At 60.9% G+C, this 14709-nt stretch carries 14 protein-coding genes; 2 read left to right on the forward strand and 12 right to left on the reverse strand.

What is annotated here, in order from left to right; translation table 11 throughout:
* Positions 1-10 precede the first annotated feature (10 nt).
* The 9 genes from U862_RS0112650 to pcaR all read right to left on the reverse strand — a co-directional run bounded on the left by U862_RS0112650 (position 11) and on the right by pcaR (position 9834).
* On the reverse strand, positions 11-1375 hold the full coding sequence (locus U862_RS0112650) for a 3-carboxy-cis,cis-muconate cycloisomerase (RefSeq protein ID WP_025110740.1): 1365 nt from the start codon (positions 1373-1375) through the stop codon (positions 11-13).
* 46 nt (positions 1376-1421) lie between these two features.
* Positions 1422-2717, reverse strand: coding sequence for an MFS family transporter (locus tag U862_RS0112655; RefSeq protein WP_025110741.1), 1296 nt, complete (start codon positions 2715-2717; stop codon positions 1422-1424).
* 197 nt (positions 2718-2914) lie between these two features.
* Positions 2915-3481, reverse strand: a complete 567-nt coding sequence (pcaG, locus tag U862_RS0112660; protein ID WP_025110742.1) for a protocatechuate 3,4-dioxygenase subunit alpha — start codon at positions 3479-3481, stop codon at positions 2915-2917.
* 1 nt (position 3482) lies between these two features.
* Positions 3483-4187 carry a protocatechuate 3,4-dioxygenase subunit beta gene (gene pcaH, locus U862_RS0112665; RefSeq protein WP_025110743.1) on the reverse strand — a complete coding sequence of 235 codons (705 nt, stop codon included), beginning with the start codon at positions 4185-4187 and terminating at the stop codon, positions 3483-3485.
* A 37-nt stretch (positions 4188-4224) separates the two neighbouring features.
* Positions 4225-5430 (reverse strand): 3-oxoadipyl-CoA thiolase, encoded by a 1206-nt coding sequence (gene pcaF / locus U862_RS0112670; RefSeq protein WP_177327333.1) that lies wholly within the window; start codon positions 5428-5430, stop codon positions 4225-4227.
* Complete coding sequence (locus U862_RS0112675; RefSeq protein WP_025110745.1) at positions 5427-6206, reverse strand: CoA-transferase subunit beta; 780 nt, start codon at positions 6204-6206, stop codon at positions 5427-5429. The genes pcaF and U862_RS0112675 overlap by 4 nt, the downstream gene beginning before the upstream one ends.
* On the reverse strand, positions 6206-7063 hold the full coding sequence (locus U862_RS0112680; RefSeq protein WP_025110746.1) for a CoA transferase subunit A: 858 nt from the start codon (positions 7061-7063) through the stop codon (positions 6206-6208). The genes U862_RS0112675 and U862_RS0112680 overlap by 1 nt, the downstream gene beginning before the upstream one ends.
* Before the next feature lie 287 nt (positions 7064-7350).
* Positions 7351-8697, reverse strand: a complete 1347-nt coding sequence (locus U862_RS0112685) for an MFS transporter (protein WP_025110747.1) — start codon at positions 8695-8697, stop codon at positions 7351-7353.
* 294 nt (positions 8698-8991) lie between these two features.
* Positions 8992-9834: a pca regulon transcriptional regulator PcaR gene (gene pcaR / locus U862_RS0112690; protein ID WP_003222399.1), complete on the reverse strand. Its 843-nt coding sequence runs from the start codon at positions 9832-9834 to the stop codon at positions 8992-8994.
* A gap of 649 nt (positions 9835-10483) precedes the next feature.
* Between pcaR and U862_RS0112695 the strand changes: the two genes are divergently transcribed.
* Both U862_RS0112695 and U862_RS0112700 read left to right on the forward strand, forming a co-directional pair.
* Complete coding sequence (locus U862_RS0112695; protein WP_003222398.1) at positions 10484-10684, forward strand: hypothetical protein; 201 nt, start codon at positions 10484-10486, stop codon at positions 10682-10684.
* Between the two features lie 375 nt (positions 10685-11059).
* A complete protein-coding gene (locus U862_RS0112700; RefSeq protein ID WP_025110748.1) occupies positions 11060-12535 on the forward strand; it encodes an inorganic phosphate transporter in 1476 nt (491 codons plus the stop codon).
* Between the two features lie 1241 nt (positions 12536-13776).
* Here the strand turns inward: U862_RS0112700 and ccoM are convergent.
* From ccoM to U862_RS0112715, 3 genes are all read right to left on the reverse strand, one after another.
* On the reverse strand, positions 13777-13890 hold the full coding sequence (ccoM, locus tag U862_RS31320; RefSeq protein ID WP_003222396.1) for a cytochrome c oxidase subunit CcoM: 114 nt from the start codon (positions 13888-13890) through the stop codon (positions 13777-13779).
* A gap of 148 nt (positions 13891-14038) precedes the next feature.
* A complete protein-coding gene (locus U862_RS30885) occupies positions 14039-14200 on the reverse strand; it encodes a hypothetical protein (RefSeq protein ID WP_177327334.1) in 162 nt (53 codons plus the stop codon).
* 133 nt (positions 14201-14333) lie between these two features.
* Positions 14334-14675, reverse strand: coding sequence for a hypothetical protein (locus U862_RS0112715; RefSeq protein WP_025110749.1), 342 nt, complete (start codon positions 14673-14675; stop codon positions 14334-14336).
* Positions 14676-14709 lie beyond the last annotated feature (34 nt).

Genomic DNA, 14709 nt, shown 5'->3' on the forward strand with positions numbered 1-14709 from the left:
GCCCTCTCCTTCAGACAGTCAAAGCATTGTGTTCGGCCACTGCGCGCGCGACCCAGACTTGGGCCTGGCCGAGGTAATGCGCAGGGTCAAGCAGATGATCCAGTTCAGCACTGCTCAGTTCGGCAGTCACTTGCGGCTCGTCGCCGAGTACCGCGCGCAGATGGCGCTGCTCGGCCACCGCGCGTTTGCAGCACTGCTCGAGCAAATGATGCGCAGTGTCGCGCCCGACCCGTTGCGCGAGGACGATGCTCACCGCTTCGGCCAGCACCAGCCCTTGGGTCAATTCGAGGTTGCGCGCCATGCGCTCGGCATCGACCTCCAGACCATCGGCCAGCAGGCGCGCCTGTTGCAGCGCACCGGACACCAGGCAACAGATTTCCGGCAGGGTTTCCCATTCGGCATGCCACAGACCGAGACTGCGTTCGTGCTCCTGAGGCATGGCGCTGAACAACGTCGAGACCAGCCCCGGCACCCGCGTCGCCGCGCCGATCAATACCGCCGCGCCGACCGGATTGCGCTTGTGCGGCATGGTCGACGAACCGCCCTTGCCCGGTGCCGACGGTTCGAATACTTCCGCCGCCTCGGTCTGCATCAACAGGCTGACGTCGCGACCGAGTTTGCCGAGGCTGCCGGCGATCAAACCGAGTACCGCGCCGAACTCGACGATGCGATCACGCTGGGTGTGCCACGGTTGCTCGGGCAGTGTCAGTTGCAGTTCTTCGGCCAAGGCCTGGGCGATGGGCAACGCCTGACCGCCGAGCGCCGCGAGCGTGCCGGACGCACCGCCAAACTGCAGCACCAACAGACGAGGCTTGAGCTCGCGCAGACGCTGACGGCTGCGGGTCATCGCGCCAAGCCAACCGGCGATTTTCATGCCCAGAGTCACCGGTGTCGCGTGTTGCAGCCAGGTGCGCCCGGCCAGTGGCGTCGCCGCATGCCGCTGCGCCTGCGCAGCGAGCGCGTTGGCCAGTTGCGCCAGATCCGCGTCGATCAGTTCCAGCGCCTGACGCATTTGCAGCACCAGCCCGGAATCCATCACGTCCTGACTGGTGGCGCCCAGATGCACATAACGCTCGGCCTCGACGTCGGTCGCAGCGATCTGCTTGCCCAAGGCCTTGACCAAGGGAATCGCCGAATTGCCCGCCGTGGCGATGGCGTCACCGAGCGCGGCGAAGTCATACAGACCGGCGTTGCATGCAGCGGCAATCGGGGCAACGGCAGAGGAAGGAATTACCCCGACCCGCGCCTCGGCCCGGGCCAGCGCCGCTTCGAAGTCGAGCATCGCCTGCACCCGGCCCTGATCGCAGAACACTTCGCGCATATCGCGGGCAGTAAAGTAGGCATCGAACAATTGATTGCCCGGTCGCTGAGTCATAAACAGTCCTTGCCGGCGCGGGCCTTCACGGCCCGCGCGCATCGGTTTAGAGATCGTGGTGCAAGTACGCCGCCTGTTTCGGCAGGCGCAGGCTGAACAGGAACGCTACTGCCATCATCACCGTAACGTACCAGTAGAAGGCGTTTTCCATGCCCCCGGCTTTCAGGCTCAGGGCCACGTATTCGGCCGAACCGCCGAAGATCGCGTTGGCCACCGCGTAGGCCAGACCCACGCCGAGCGCGCGGACTTCCGGCGGGAACATTTCGGCTTTCACCAGGCCGCTGATCGAGGTGTAGAAACTGACGATCGCCAGCGCCACGGTGATCAGCACGAAGGCCAGAACCGGGCTGCTGATGCTCTTCAGGCTCAACAGGATCGGCACGGTGAACAGCGTGCCGAGCGCACCGAACCAGAGCATCGAATTACGTCGACCGATCTTGTCGGCGAGCATGCCGAACAGCGGCTGCATGCACATATACAGGAACAGTGCGCCGGTCATGATGTAGCTGGCGGTCTTGGCATGCATGCCGGCGGTGTTCACCAGGTACTTCTGCATGTACGTGGTGAAGGTGTAGAAAATCAGCGAGCCACCGGCGGTGTAACCAAGCACGGTGATGAACGCGGCTTTATGATCACGGAACAGCGCACGGATGCTGCCGGCGTCCTTGTTCTCGCGCATTTCCTTGCTGGTGGTTTCTTTGAGCGAACGACGCAGGAACAGCGAGATCACCGCCGCCACCGCACCGACCACAAACGGAATCCGCCAGCCATAGGCACGCAGTTCGTCTTCGCTGAGGAACTGCTGCAGGATCACCACCAGCAGCACCGCCAGCAACTGGCCGCCGATCAGGGTCACGTACTGGAACGAGGCGAAGAACCCGCGCTGCCCCTTGAGCGCGACCTCACTCATGTAAGTCGCGGTGGTGCCGTATTCGCCCCCCACCGACAGACCTTGCAGCAGACGCGCGAACAGCAACAGCAGCGGCGCCCAGACGCCAATGCTGGAATAAGTCGGCAGGCAGGCGATGAGCAGCGAGCCGAAGCACATCATCAGCACCGAAATCATCATCGAGGTCTTGCGGCCCTTCTTGTCCGCCAGCCGACCGAAAATCCAGCCACCAATCGGGCGCATCAGGAACCCGGCAGCGAACACCCCTGCCGTGTTGACCAGTTGCACCGTGGGGTTATCGGAGGGGAAAAACGCCGGGGCGAAATAGATTGCGCAAAAGGCGTAGACATAGAAGTCGAACCATTCGACCAGGTTGCCGGACGAGGCACCGACAATCGCGAAGATGCGCTTGCTGCGCTCTTCGCCGGTGTAATGAGCGGTGGTAGTTGTCATTGTTTTTTACTCTGAGGGGACAGGTGAGAGTCTAGACACACTTCGCAACAGTCCCGTTCCACGATGAATCATCAACACAGCCATTCCCCTGTGGGAGCGGGCTTGCTCGCGAAAGCAGTGTGTCAGTCACCATCGATGTTGCCTGACATGACGCCTTCGCGAGCAAGCTCGCTCCCACAGGGGATGTGTGGTGATCTTCAGTAGTCGAAGAACACCGTCTCGGCGTCAGTGCCCTGCAAAATCACATTCCACTGATAAACCCCCGCCGCATCCGGCTTCGCCAGCAAGGTCGCACGACGCTCAGCCGGTACACATTCGAGCAGCGGATCATTCACGTTGGCCGGGTCGCCTTCAAAGTAGATGCGCGTCAGCAAGTGCTTGACCAAACCACGGGCAAACACCAGCACCACAAGGTGCGGCGCCTGGGTCGAGCCCTTCAGGCCTTCGACCGTGCCCGGTTTGATCGTGGTGAAACGGAAACGCCCTTCGGCGTCCACCGGCACCCGGCCGAAACCTTCGAAATGCGGGTCCAGCGGTTTGTCCTGCGCGTCTTCCGGATGCGCGTACTTGCCGGCGGCGTTGGCCTGCCAGACTTCGAGCATCGCGTCGTTGACCACATCGCCGTTGCCGTCAACAACTTGGCCGGTGATCGCCACGCGCTCGCCGAGGGTTTGTTCGACCGCGAGGTTTTCGCGGTTAAGCCAGGTCAGGCCGATGTGGTAGTACGGCCCGACGGTGTGGGACGTGGTGGCAGTCAGCGTCATCTTATTTCTCCATCGGCGTGGCATCGCGGCCGCGCAAGACGATGTCCCAGCGATAGCCGAGGGCGTAGGACGGAATGGTTTTTTCCAGATCGAAAGCGGCGATCAAACGTTCCTTGGCCGAGGTGTCCGGCACGCAGTTGTAGATCGGGTCGTAGGCCAGCAGCGGGTCGCCGGGGAAATACATCTGCGTCACCAGACGAGTGAGGATGCTCGGCCCGAACAGCGAAAAGTGAATGTGCGCCGGACGCCACGCGTTGTGGTGATTGCCCCACGGGTAAGCGCCTGGCTTGATGGTCTGGAACTGGTACCAGCCATCGGCGTCGGTCACGGTGCGGCCGGTGCCGGTGAAGTTCGGGTCCAGCGGTGCGTCGTGCAGATCACGCTGGTGGTTGTAGCGACCGGCGGCGTTGGCCTGCCAGATCTCCACCAGAATCCCCGGCACCGGCAGCCCGTTTTCGTCAAGCACGCGGCCGTGAATGATGATGCGCTCGCCCAACGGTTCGCCGTCGTGCTGGGCAGTCAGATCGTTGTCCTTCTCGGCGACGCGTTCGGCACCAATGGTCGGGCCGGTGATCTCCGATAACGAATGCGGCAGAAACACCAACGGCTTGGACGGCGAGCGCAGGTTGGTGGATTGATACGTCGGGTGCAGGTACTCAGGCTGGGTGCCTTCCTGCGGACGACGGTAGCCAGGCTTGTCAGTCATTTCGCTTTCCTCAGTTCTTATCAGTCGACGCGCTGCGTCAGACGCGTTCGATCGCCAGGGCCAGACCTTGGCCGACACCGACGCACATCGTCGCCAGACCTTTCTTGCCTTGAATCTTTTCAAGCTGATGCAACGCGGTCAGTACCAGCCGCGCACCGCTCATGCCCAACGGGTGCCCCAAGGCAATCGCGCCGCCGTTCGGGTTGACCTGCGCCGCGTCGTCCGCCAGCCCCAGCTCACGCAGCACCGCCAACCCCTGGCTGGCAAACGCTTCATTGAGTTCGATCACGTCGAAATCGCTGACCGCCACGCCGAGACGCTCGATCAGTTTGCGCACCGCCGGCACCGGGCCGATGCCCATGACGCGTGGCGCGACACCGGCGCTGGCCATACCGAGCACTTTGGCGCGGGCCGTCAGGCCATGTTTTTTCACCGCTTCGGCCGAAGCGAGAATCAGCGCGGCAGCACCGTCGTTGACGCCGGAGGCATTACCGGCGGTGACGGTTTTGTCCGGGCCGTTGACCGGTTTCAATTTGGTCAGCGCTTCAATCGTGGTGTCAGCGCGTGGATGTTCGTCTTGGCTGACCACGGTTTCGCCCTTCTTGTGGGCGATCCGCACTTCGACGATTTCTTCAGCGAAAAAACCTGCAGCCTGCGCGGCAGCAGTGCGTTGCTGACTGCGCAGGGCAAACGCGTCCTGATCGGCGCGCGACACTTTATAGTCATCGGCCACGTTGTCGGCGGTCTGCGGCATCGCATCGACGCCGTACTGGGCCTTCATCAACGGATTGATGAAGCGCCAGCCGATAGTGGTGTCTTCGAGTTTCATGTTGCGCGAAAACGCCGCGTCAGCCTTGCCCATCACGAACGGCGCGCGGGACATCGACTCGACGCCACCGGCAATCGCCAGCTCCATCTCGCCGCTGGCAATCGCCCGGAACGCGGTGCCGATAGCGTCCATGCCCGAAGCGCAGAGACGGTTGAGGGTCACGCCCGGCACGCTGTCCGGCAGGCCGGCCAGCAGCAGCGCCATGCGCGCCACGTTGCGGTTGTCTTCGCCGGCCTGGTTGGCGCAGCCGAGGAACACTTCATCGATCGCGCTCCAGTCCACCGAAGGATTGCGCTCCATCAGCGCCTTGATCGGCACCGCGGCCAGATCGTCGGCGCGCACGGCAGACAGTCCGCCGCCGAAACGGCCGATGGGGGTACGAATCGCATCGCAGATATACACGTCACGCATCATGCTTCTCCCGGTGCCTGGCCGTGGGCGGCGGCGGTGCGTGCTTCGAGGTCACGCAGCGCGGTCAGTTCGACCTCGGTCGGCTCGGCGGTGGTGGCTACATTGTCGGCAAAACGAATGGCCCAACCGGTGGCGGCAATCACTTGCTCGCGGGTCACGCCGGGGTGCAGCGCAGTGACCACGAATTCATGGCTGCCCGCTTCCGGCTCCATGATGCACAGGTCAGTGATGATCCCCACCGGGCCGGCGCCCGGCAGCCCCAGACGCTTGCGCGAATCGCCGCCCTCGCCGTGACCGACCGACGTGATGAAGTCGAGCTTGTCGACAAACGAGCGCGCCGACTGCTTGAGGATGATCAGCACGCTTTTGGCAGAACCGGCGATCTCCGGCGCACCGCCGGCACCCGGCAAACGCACTTTCGGGGAAAAGTAATCACCGACTACGGTGGTATTGATGTTGCCGAAACGGTCGACCTGCGCGGCGCCGAGAAAACCGACGTCGATGCGTCCGCCCTGCAGCCAATAGCGAAAAATCTCACCGGTTGGTACGACGGTGTCGGCGGTTTCCGCCAGTTCGCCATCACCGATGGACAGCGGCAGCACGCTGGGCTTGGCGCCAATCGGCCCCGATTCGTAGATCAGCACCACGTCGGGCGACGAGGTCAGGCGCGCGAGGTTGGCGGCTTTCGACGGCAGGCCGATGCCGACGAAGCACACCGAGCCGTTCTTCAGGCGACGGGCCGCCGCGACGGTCATCATTTCATTGGTGGTGTACGTCATTACTGGGCCTCCGAAGCAGCGGCCAACTTGGCCTGGAACTCGCTGAAGTCAGCGCAGCCATGGATGTATTCGTTGAGCCACGCGGTAAACGTCTCACGGTCGCGGGCGATCGGGTCCCACGCCTGATAGAAACGATTGTCGCGTTCGGTGTAACCGTGGGCGTAGGACGGATGCGCGCCGCCGGGTACATGGCAGACCGCGCTCAAGGCCCAGGTCGGCAGCACGCAGGCGTTCATCGGCGCGTTGAGGTTATCGACGATTTCCTCGACGGTGACGATGCAGCGCTTGGCCGCCAGCGCCGCTTCTTTCTGCACCCCGAGAATGCCCCACAGCAGCACGTTGCCCTGGCGGTCGGCTTTCTGCGCGTGGATCACGGTCACGTCCGGACGCACCGACGGCACTGCCGCCAGCACTTCACCGGTGAACGGGCAGGTCACGGACTTGATCAGCGGATTGACCTTCGGCAGGTCGGAACCGGCATAGGCCCGCAAGACTGCGAACGGCAGGCCGGAAGCGCCGGCTACGTAGGCATTGGCCAGGTCGGCGTGGCTGTGTTCTTCGATTTCCAGCGCATGCGGCCATTGCTTCTCGACCGCATCGCGCAGACGGTGCAGCGAACCCACACCCGGATTGCCACCCCAGGAAAAGATCAGCTTGCGTGCACAACCGGAACCGATCAGTTGGTCGTAGATCAGGTCAGGCGTCATCCGCACCAGGGTCAGATCTTTCTTGCCCTGACGAATGATTTCATGACCTGCCGCCGTAGGGATCAGGTGAGTGAAGCCTTCGAGCGCGACGGTGTCGCCGTCGTTGACGAATTGGTTCACTGCGTCGTGCAGCGAAAGGATCTCAGCCATGGAGCAGGCTCCCGTTTTTGTAGTGAATCGCCAGTGATAAAAAGGCGCGAGGTTCAGCGCCGGAGTCACTGCAGATTAAGCCGCGAAAAATCGCCAAACAATCCGATAATCGACTGAGTGTTCGTTTATCGAACAGATTGTTATCACCCTATCAATCTAGATCAACAGCATCGCCGGAACGCCGCCCGGAGCAAGCCCGTTCCCACATTTTGAAATGCATTCCAATGTGGGAGCGGGCTTGCTCGCGAAGGCGCCGGCACGTTCAGCACGGATCAAAATGACTCAACTCAAGTCGCATCCGCATGACTCACCATGCCTTTGATCACCACCGCCGTCGTCGCCAACGCCGCCGGAATCACCAGCGCCGTCAACACCTGCTCGAAATTCCAGCCCAGGCCCAGCAACGTCGCGCCCATCCACGCCCCGAGAATCGCGCCAAAGCGGCCAATCCCCAGCATCCATGAAACACCCGTCGCCCGGCCCTGGGTCGGATAAAACCGCGCCGCCAGCGAAGGCATCGCCGATTGCGCGCCGTTGACGCACATCCCCGCCACCAGCACCAAGGTCGCCAGCAACGTGATGTTGCCCAGGCTCTGCCCCACCGCGTAGGCAAACACCCCGGCCAGCAGGTAGAAAGTGCCGATGACCTTGTGCGGATTGAAGCGATCCATCGCCCATCCCACAGCCACTGCACTCAACACCCCACCGAACTGGAACAGCGCGCCAATGAACGCCGCCTGCTCCATGCTCGCGCCGCTGTCACGCATCAGGGTCGGCAGCCAACTGGTCAGCAGATAAACGATGACCAGGCCCATGAAGTAGGTCAGCCACAGCAGCAAGGTGCCGGCGCTGTAGGTGCCGGAGAAAATCACCGCGAATACGTTGCGTGCCTTGACGGTTTTCTGTTCCGGTACGCTGAAACTCGACGCTTGGGCGACAGTGACCGGATCGATCGGCGACAAGGTCTTGCGCACTTTGTCGGCGCCGCGATTGCGCACCACCAGATAACGCGCCGATTCCGGCAACCAGAACAGCAGCACCACCGCGAGAATCAGCGGCAGGATTCCGCCGATCAGCAGCAGGCTGTGCCAGCCGAACGCCGGGATCAGCTTCGCCGAAATGAAGCCGCCACCGGCCATGCCGAGGTTGAAGCCACAGAACATGCTGGTCACCAGCAACGACTTCTTGCGCTCCGGGGTGTATTCCGAAAGCAGCGTAGTGGCGTTGGGCATGCCGGCGCCGAGGCCCAGACCGGTGAGGAAGCGCAGTACCAGCAGCTGTTCGACGTTGGTGCTGTACGCCGAGGCCAGGCTGAAAGCGCCGAACAACAGGACGGCGCCGACCAGCACGACTTTGCGCCCGAAGCGGTCAGCCAGAGGGCCGGAGCCCAGAGCGCCGAAGACCATGCCGATCAACGCGGCGCTCATCACCGGGCCAAGACTGGCGCGGTCGATGCCCCAGTCCTGCGATAACGCCGGAGCGATGAAGCCCATCGCGGCGGTGTCGAGGCCATCGAGAAACACAATGAGGAAACACAGGATCACCACCCGCCACTGATAGCGCGAGATCGGTTGGGCGTTGATGAAGGTCTGCACGTCGAGGCAGCGACCTACAGCGGACTGAGGCTGGTTCATTATTTTTATTCCACGCAAAAAACGCAGTCGAACGGCGGCCGGCCACAGACTGGCACGGACTCAAGAATAGAAGGCTGGAATCAGCTGTTGCGGTGAACCCGGCAATACGGGCGGAAGTGGCGACAGTCGGGGAGCATGCACATGGAGAGTTGCCTCTTGTCATTATTATGGGAGTCGACAATCCGGCAGGCTCATTCACATCTGCGCCGGATGACGCTGCCGCGACATTAATGATCCGAGGGTTTTAGCGTCAATTCGATAAACGCAACACTGTGCGTTTATCGAACAGCTTCATCAGGCGAACAACTGCGCGCTGAGGTCGCGGCTGGCACTGAGCAGGCCCGGCAGAAAGCGTTGTTCCAGCTCGGTGCGACTGACGCGACCGGCGTGGGTACTGACGTTGAGCGCCGCGACCACCTGACCCGACGCGTCGTAGACCGGCACGGCAATCGAACGCAGGCCCTGCTCGAGTTCCTGATCGACGATGCACCAGCCCTGCTGCCGCACTTCCTGCAGGCATTCGAGCAGACTTTCCGGGGTGTGCAGGGTGCGGCTGGTCTTGGCCACCAGTTCGGCGTGGTCGAGGTATTCACCCAGCGAGGTGTCGTCCAGCGCCGCCAGCAGGATGCGCCCCATCGACGTGCAATAGGCCGGCAGACGCCCGCCCACCGACAGGTCGACCGAAATCAGCCGCTGGGTGGTCGCCGAGCGGGCGATATAAAGAATGTCGTCACCTTCCAGCGTGGCCATGTTGCAGGCTTCGTGCAGTTGCTCGCTCATGCGGTCGAGATACGGCTGCGCGGAAACCGCCAACGGCGTCGAGGACAGATACGCGTGGCCGAGAGTCAGCACTTTGGGCAGCAGCGAGTACGTGCGGCCATCGGTGGTGGCGTAACCCAGTTTGATCAAGGTGTGCAGGCAACGGCGCACAGCCGCGCGGGGAATTTCCGTGCGGTGGCTGATCTGCGCGATAGTCAGGTGCCGCTTGCGCTCCTGAAACGCCTGCACCACCGCCAGACCACGGGCCAGGGAGGTCATGAAATCCGGATCGCCGGTCAGCGCCTGAATACGCTTGGCCGGCGAAGCGACGATCGGCGGCGCTACGGAAGTGAAGGAGTTGCGCATTTGATCGTTCATTTCTTGTCCTTTTTCCGACACGGATCAATGGCTATACAAGCGGCTCGCCAGCAGATAAACAAGGGCCGGGACGCCAAGATTGGGCGATTATCGAACCACCGACCGATTATCGCAATCGCCTGCCTCCCGCCTTACTCGACCTTGAGGCAATATTCTCTAAACTTTTTCGAGCTGCTGAAGCGGTCCGTTAGTTGTTCGACTTAATGACGCCAGAAACACAACACGGGGCCATAACGGTTTGGCTCGACTTTAACTACTGATAAAAAACGTCAGTCACAAAACAATCACACATCCAGAACCGTTTTTAACTTGGCAAAGATAGTCATTCCCGAATCGACCGCTATAATGCATCTCAGTGGCGCCCCGTGTTATTCGCCGAGACCGCCACCTGCCGACGCGATGCCAATCGCCGACAGCCCCGGCCAGCGCTGACGCGCATGACTCATGCAACGCCAGCACTCGCTGAAACAGGAAACTGATGCTGCGTCAGTTTTAATCTGGTGCCGTAGCCGCCTGCAACATGGAAGTCTTGATCGCCCCGCCGATAACACCAATGCCCGTCCGGGCATGACCTGTCGGTGGATCCGCTCAATCGATTCGTTGCAGTGCGTTTCACCAGACATTTATCTCAACTCAAACAGGTAGCACTGTGACGAAAGACGAACTGCGCGCGGAACTTGAGCGCCAGGAACAACGTTACAAGGAAGTTTACGGCGGGGAAGTCACCACCTACGCCGCTCAACCAGAACCGGAACGCAAGGCATGGCGTAAACGCCCCACTGTTCAGGATCAGGTTTTCCAGCAAGAACTGAAAAAGATGGAAGAAGAACTCAAAACCGAAGAGCCATGAACGGACGATCCTGAGTTTTCGAGGGTTTGCGTCGGCACCGGTTACAAGCGCGGTGAAACGACGATGCCTTGCGCGCCCGCTACCCGCGGGCAGCGGCCACCTCCCCCCGTCCTGCACGGGAATGGAGCGTGTCTTACACGTTTCAGAGATATTTCACACAAGCGTTCGAGCCGCCTCCGGCCTCGGTAAAAACCTTGGCTGAGCGCTATTTTTTTAGGCTAATCAAGAGCTTGCAAAACCCTGCAATTCACTCGGCCATTGCACCTTGCAACAATTTAATTCATCGAAGTGGGCTACCGATGAGCAGGTAGGGGATCGATTTCCAGTCTTTTCTGGCATAATCGCGCCCCCTTATGACCGGGTCAGAAAACCTTCATGATCGATTTATTCAGCGGACTGGATGCTTGGGTGCTTGTGAGCCTCTTGCTCGCCCTGACGTTTGTCCTCGCCTTCGAGTTCATCAATGGATTTCATGACACCGCTAACGCGGTAGCCACTGTTATCTACACCAAAGCCATGCCGCCTCATCTGGCGGTGTTCTTCTCCGGTGTGTTCAATTTCCTCGGCGTATTGCTGGGCGGCGTTGGCGTGGCGTATGCCATTGTTCACCTGCTGCCGGTGGAACTGCTGATCAATGTGAACACCGGCCATGGCCTGGCGATGGTGTTTTCGTTGCTCGCCGCAGCCATCGCCTGGAACCTGGGCACCTGGTACTTCGGTATCCCGGCGTCGAGTTCGCACACCCTGATCGGCTCGATCCTCGGTGTCGGCCTGGCCAATGCCCTGATCAACGACATTCCGCTGGCTGACGGCGTGAACTGGCAGAAAGCGATCGACATCGGTGCCTCGCTGGTGTTCTCGCCAATGGCCGGTTTCCTCGTCGCAGCCCTGGTGCTGATCGGCCTGAAATGGTGGCGCCCGCTGTCGAAGATGCACAAGACGCCGGAACAGCGCCGCAAGATCGACGACAAGAAGCACCCGCCGTTCTGGAATCGCCTGGTACTGGTGATGTCGGCCATGGCCATGAGCTTCGTGCACGGCTCCAACGATGGTCAGAAAGGCATCGGCCTGATCATGCTGGTGCTGATCGGTATCGTGCCGGCGCAGTTCGTCCTTGACCTTAACAGCACCACCTACCAGATCGAACGCACGCGTGATGCGACCCTGCACCTGAGCCAGTTCTACCAGCGCAACGCATCCACCCTCGGCGAGTTCCTGGCCCTGGGCAAAAGCGTGGAAGGCGATCTGCCGGAGAAATTCCGCTGCAACCCGCAGCAGACCGAACCGACCATTTCCGCCCTGCTGCATACCCTCAAAGGTGTATCGGACTACCACTCGCTGCCGGCCGAAAGCCGCATCGAAGTGCGTCGCTACCTGCTGTGCCTGGACGATACCGCGAAGAAAGTCGCCAAGCTGCCGGGCCTCGAAGCCCGCGAAAAGGCTGACCTGGACAAACTGCGCAAAGACCTGACCACCACCACCGAATACGCCCCGTTCTGGGTGATTCTGGCGGTTGCCCTGGCTCTGGGCCTGGGCACCATGATCGGCTGGAAACGCGTGGTTCTGACCATCGGCGAGAAGATCGGCAAGCAAGGCATGACCTATGCCCAAGGCATGTCGGCCCAGATCACCGCCGCGAGCATGATCGGCCTGGCCAACATCTTCAGCCTGCCAGTGTCGACCACTCACGTGCTGTCCTCGGGCGTGGCCGGTACCATGGTTGCTAACAAGAGCGGCCTGCAAGGTGGCACCGTGCGCACCATTCTGCTGGCGTGGGTACTGACCCTGCCGGCGACTGTGGCGCTGTCGGCTGGTTTGTTCTGGTTGGCTTCGAAGGCTCTGGGTAGTTGATAGTCGGCTTCAGGCTTTGATGAAAAGGCGCGATTCGAGAGGATCGCGCTTTTTTTTGTTTGGGGGTTGGGGGTATATCCGTTGCTGCGGGTGTTGCCGCTGGCGGTTTCGCTCTTACAGCGAGTCCCTTTTTCAAACGCCAAAAAGGAACCAAAAAGCTTTACCCCGGCGTACGGCACTTCGCTGGGGCTCAGTGTTCCCTCGCTACGGTGTCCATCAGGGGGCATCGCCTACGGTTTGCTTCGCTGCACCTCCTCTCGATGTATGCGGCTTCGCCACACGGCGCTGCGCGCCTACCCCCTGATGAACACCTTCGCTCGGCCTGCCGAAGGGGCTGGAGATCAAGAGCAACATCAAGAGCCAGAGCCAGAGCCAGAGCCAGAGCCAGAGCAAAAAATTGCAGCCTTCGTCAGCTCCACATGGGTAACGGGGTGCAGTCATTTTGAGATTGATTGGCTGGTCGGCCGCCATCGCGAGCAGGCGAAGGCCTACAGTGGGAATGGGTGTGGTCAATGGGGGATTGGCTGGCTCGTAGGCCGCCTTCGCTGGCAGGCCAGCTCCCACAGTTGGAGTGGGTGTGTTCAGTTGGGGATTGGTCGGCCGTCAGGCCGCCTTCGCTGGCAGGCCAGCTCCCACAGTGGGTATGGGTGTGTTCAGTTGGGGATTGGTCGGCCGTCAGGCCGCCTTCGCTGGCAGGCCAGCTGCCACAGTTGGAATGGGTGCATTCAGTTAAAGATTGGTCGGCTCGCAGGCCGCCATCGCGAGCAGGCCAAGGCCTACGGCTTTGATTTGTGTGTACCGCACGCGGCAAAGCCGCCCCACTCAACAGGATGAGCGTTAGCTCGGCTGCAGCTCTTGATCTTCAGGCCCCGTCGGAAGGCTGAGTGGAGGGATTCATCCGGGGGTGGGAGCGCAGCGACCGTTTGGCGCAGCCAAACACATCGAGAGGAGGTGCAGCGAAGCAAACCGTAGGCGATGCCCCCGGATGGATCCCGGAGCGAAGGAACCCCGAGCCTTAGCGAGTGGGCCGAACGTTGGGGCAAGACTTTTTGGTTACTTTTGAGGCGTTTGTCAAAAGTGACTCGCCGTAAGGGCGAAACCGCCAGCCGCAGCCCCCAAAGAAACGGATATCCACACACCCCAACCAGAACATGGTCGGCCCAAAGGCCGCCAAGCACACAAAAAAAAGGGCAACCGAAGTCGCCCAAAATGCCTTGCGTGCTCATCAAATCCAGAAAGACCTACTTCTTGCGCTTATTCGCATCCTTCCAGATAAAAAATCCAAACCCTGCAAAAAACAGAACCATGAGCCCTACGGTCAGAACCCCGGCAAACACCACGTTATCGAAAAACATGACTGTGGCCTCCTGGCCCCTGCTTTGCTGCGATGGAACTAAGTTAACCAATCACGCAGGCGCAGAAATTGACCAGGATCAAGTCCGGTCAACACAGGGGATAAAGGCGGGAAAATAACTGACCTGCATCAAAGGATGCGGAGGGAGATCAACGCTTTTTCGGTTTCTTTTTCGGCTTTTTCTTGGCATTTCCCAACGGCATCGCCTGCTCGAAGGCCTTGCGCACTTCATTCAGACGTTTCTCGTTGAGGTCATGCACCCGCTTGGCGCGTTCGGTGCTGAGGTCGATCAATTTGTCGTCTTGGCTCATGGCGCTCGATGCATCGCTTGAAGAAATCACAACTGCCGCAACCGGCAGGACTGCGCCAATCATGCAGCCTCACGCCAGCGCTGACCAGTCGCCAGCACCCACGCGTGATCACAATTGATGTAAATGAGGCGGATCAGATCTCGATATCGACCCACAATCCCTGACGTGGCTGATCTTCCATCAGCGGCACCACCGGCACAGTATTGTCGGCATTGAGCTCGGTGCCAGGCACGGCGAGGTGTTCTTCCGGGTCTTCGTCGGCTTCGCGCCGGCGGCGATCGCGTTCCTGCTGGCGACGCTGTTCTTCACGCGCCATTAGCCGATCCTCTTCCGGATCGCGCTTTTGCAGATCGATCGTGCTTTCGTTGGAGCTTTCCTGCACCGGCACCACCGGAGGAATGTCCGGCCGCTGGCGAATCGGATCCTGCTGGGAAGTGATTGGCACAGCGCTCAGGGGGAGCATCGGTGGCAGCATATAAAGGGTCTCCTGTCAGCAGGCTATCGGCTTG

The sequence above is a fragment of the Pseudomonas sp. H1h genome (assembly GCF_000633255.1).
In the GTDB taxonomy this organism is placed as follows: domain Bacteria; phylum Pseudomonadota; class Gammaproteobacteria; order Pseudomonadales; family Pseudomonadaceae; genus Aquipseudomonas.

Coding starts and splice junctions, on each gene's coding strand:
- U862_RS0112715 (WP_025110749.1), bottom strand. CDS start 14,675: ATGCTGCCACCGATGCTCCCCCTGAGCGCTGTGCCAATCACTTCCCAG.
- U862_RS0112650 (WP_025110740.1), bottom strand. CDS start 1,375: ATGACTCAGCGACCGGGCAATCAATTGTTCGATGCCTACTTTACTGCC.
- U862_RS0112700 (WP_025110748.1), top strand. CDS start 11,060: ATGATCGATTTATTCAGCGGACTGGATGCTTGGGTGCTTGTGAGCCTC.
- U862_RS0112655 (WP_025110741.1), bottom strand. CDS start 2,717: ATGACAACTACCACCGCTCATTACACCGGCGAAGAGCGCAGCAAGCGC.
- U862_RS30885 (WP_177327334.1), bottom strand. CDS start 14,200: ATGAGCCAAGACGACAAATTGATCGACCTCAGCACCGAACGCGCCAAG.
- U862_RS0112675 (WP_025110745.1), bottom strand. CDS start 6,206: ATGACGTACACCACCAATGAAATGATGACCGTCGCGGCGGCCCGTCGC.
- pcaG (WP_025110742.1), bottom strand. CDS start 3,481: ATGACGCTGACTGCCACCACGTCCCACACCGTCGGGCCGTACTACCAC.
- pcaF (WP_177327333.1), bottom strand. CDS start 5,430: ATGATGCGTGACGTGTATATCTGCGATGCGATTCGTACCCCCATCGGC.
- pcaR (WP_003222399.1), bottom strand. CDS start 9,834: ATGAACGATCAAATGCGCAACTCCTTCACTTCCGTAGCGCCGCCGATC.
- pcaH (WP_025110743.1), bottom strand. CDS start 4,187: ATGACTGACAAGCCTGGCTACCGTCGTCCGCAGGAAGGCACCCAGCCT.
- U862_RS0112680 (WP_025110746.1), bottom strand. CDS start 7,063: ATGGCTGAGATCCTTTCGCTGCACGACGCAGTGAACCAATTCGTCAAC.
- U862_RS0112685 (WP_025110747.1), bottom strand. CDS start 8,697: ATGAACCAGCCTCAGTCCGCTGTAGGTCGCTGCCTCGACGTGCAGACC.
- ccoM (WP_003222396.1), bottom strand. CDS start 13,890: ATGTTTTTCGATAACGTGGTGTTTGCCGGGGTTCTGACCGTAGGGCTC.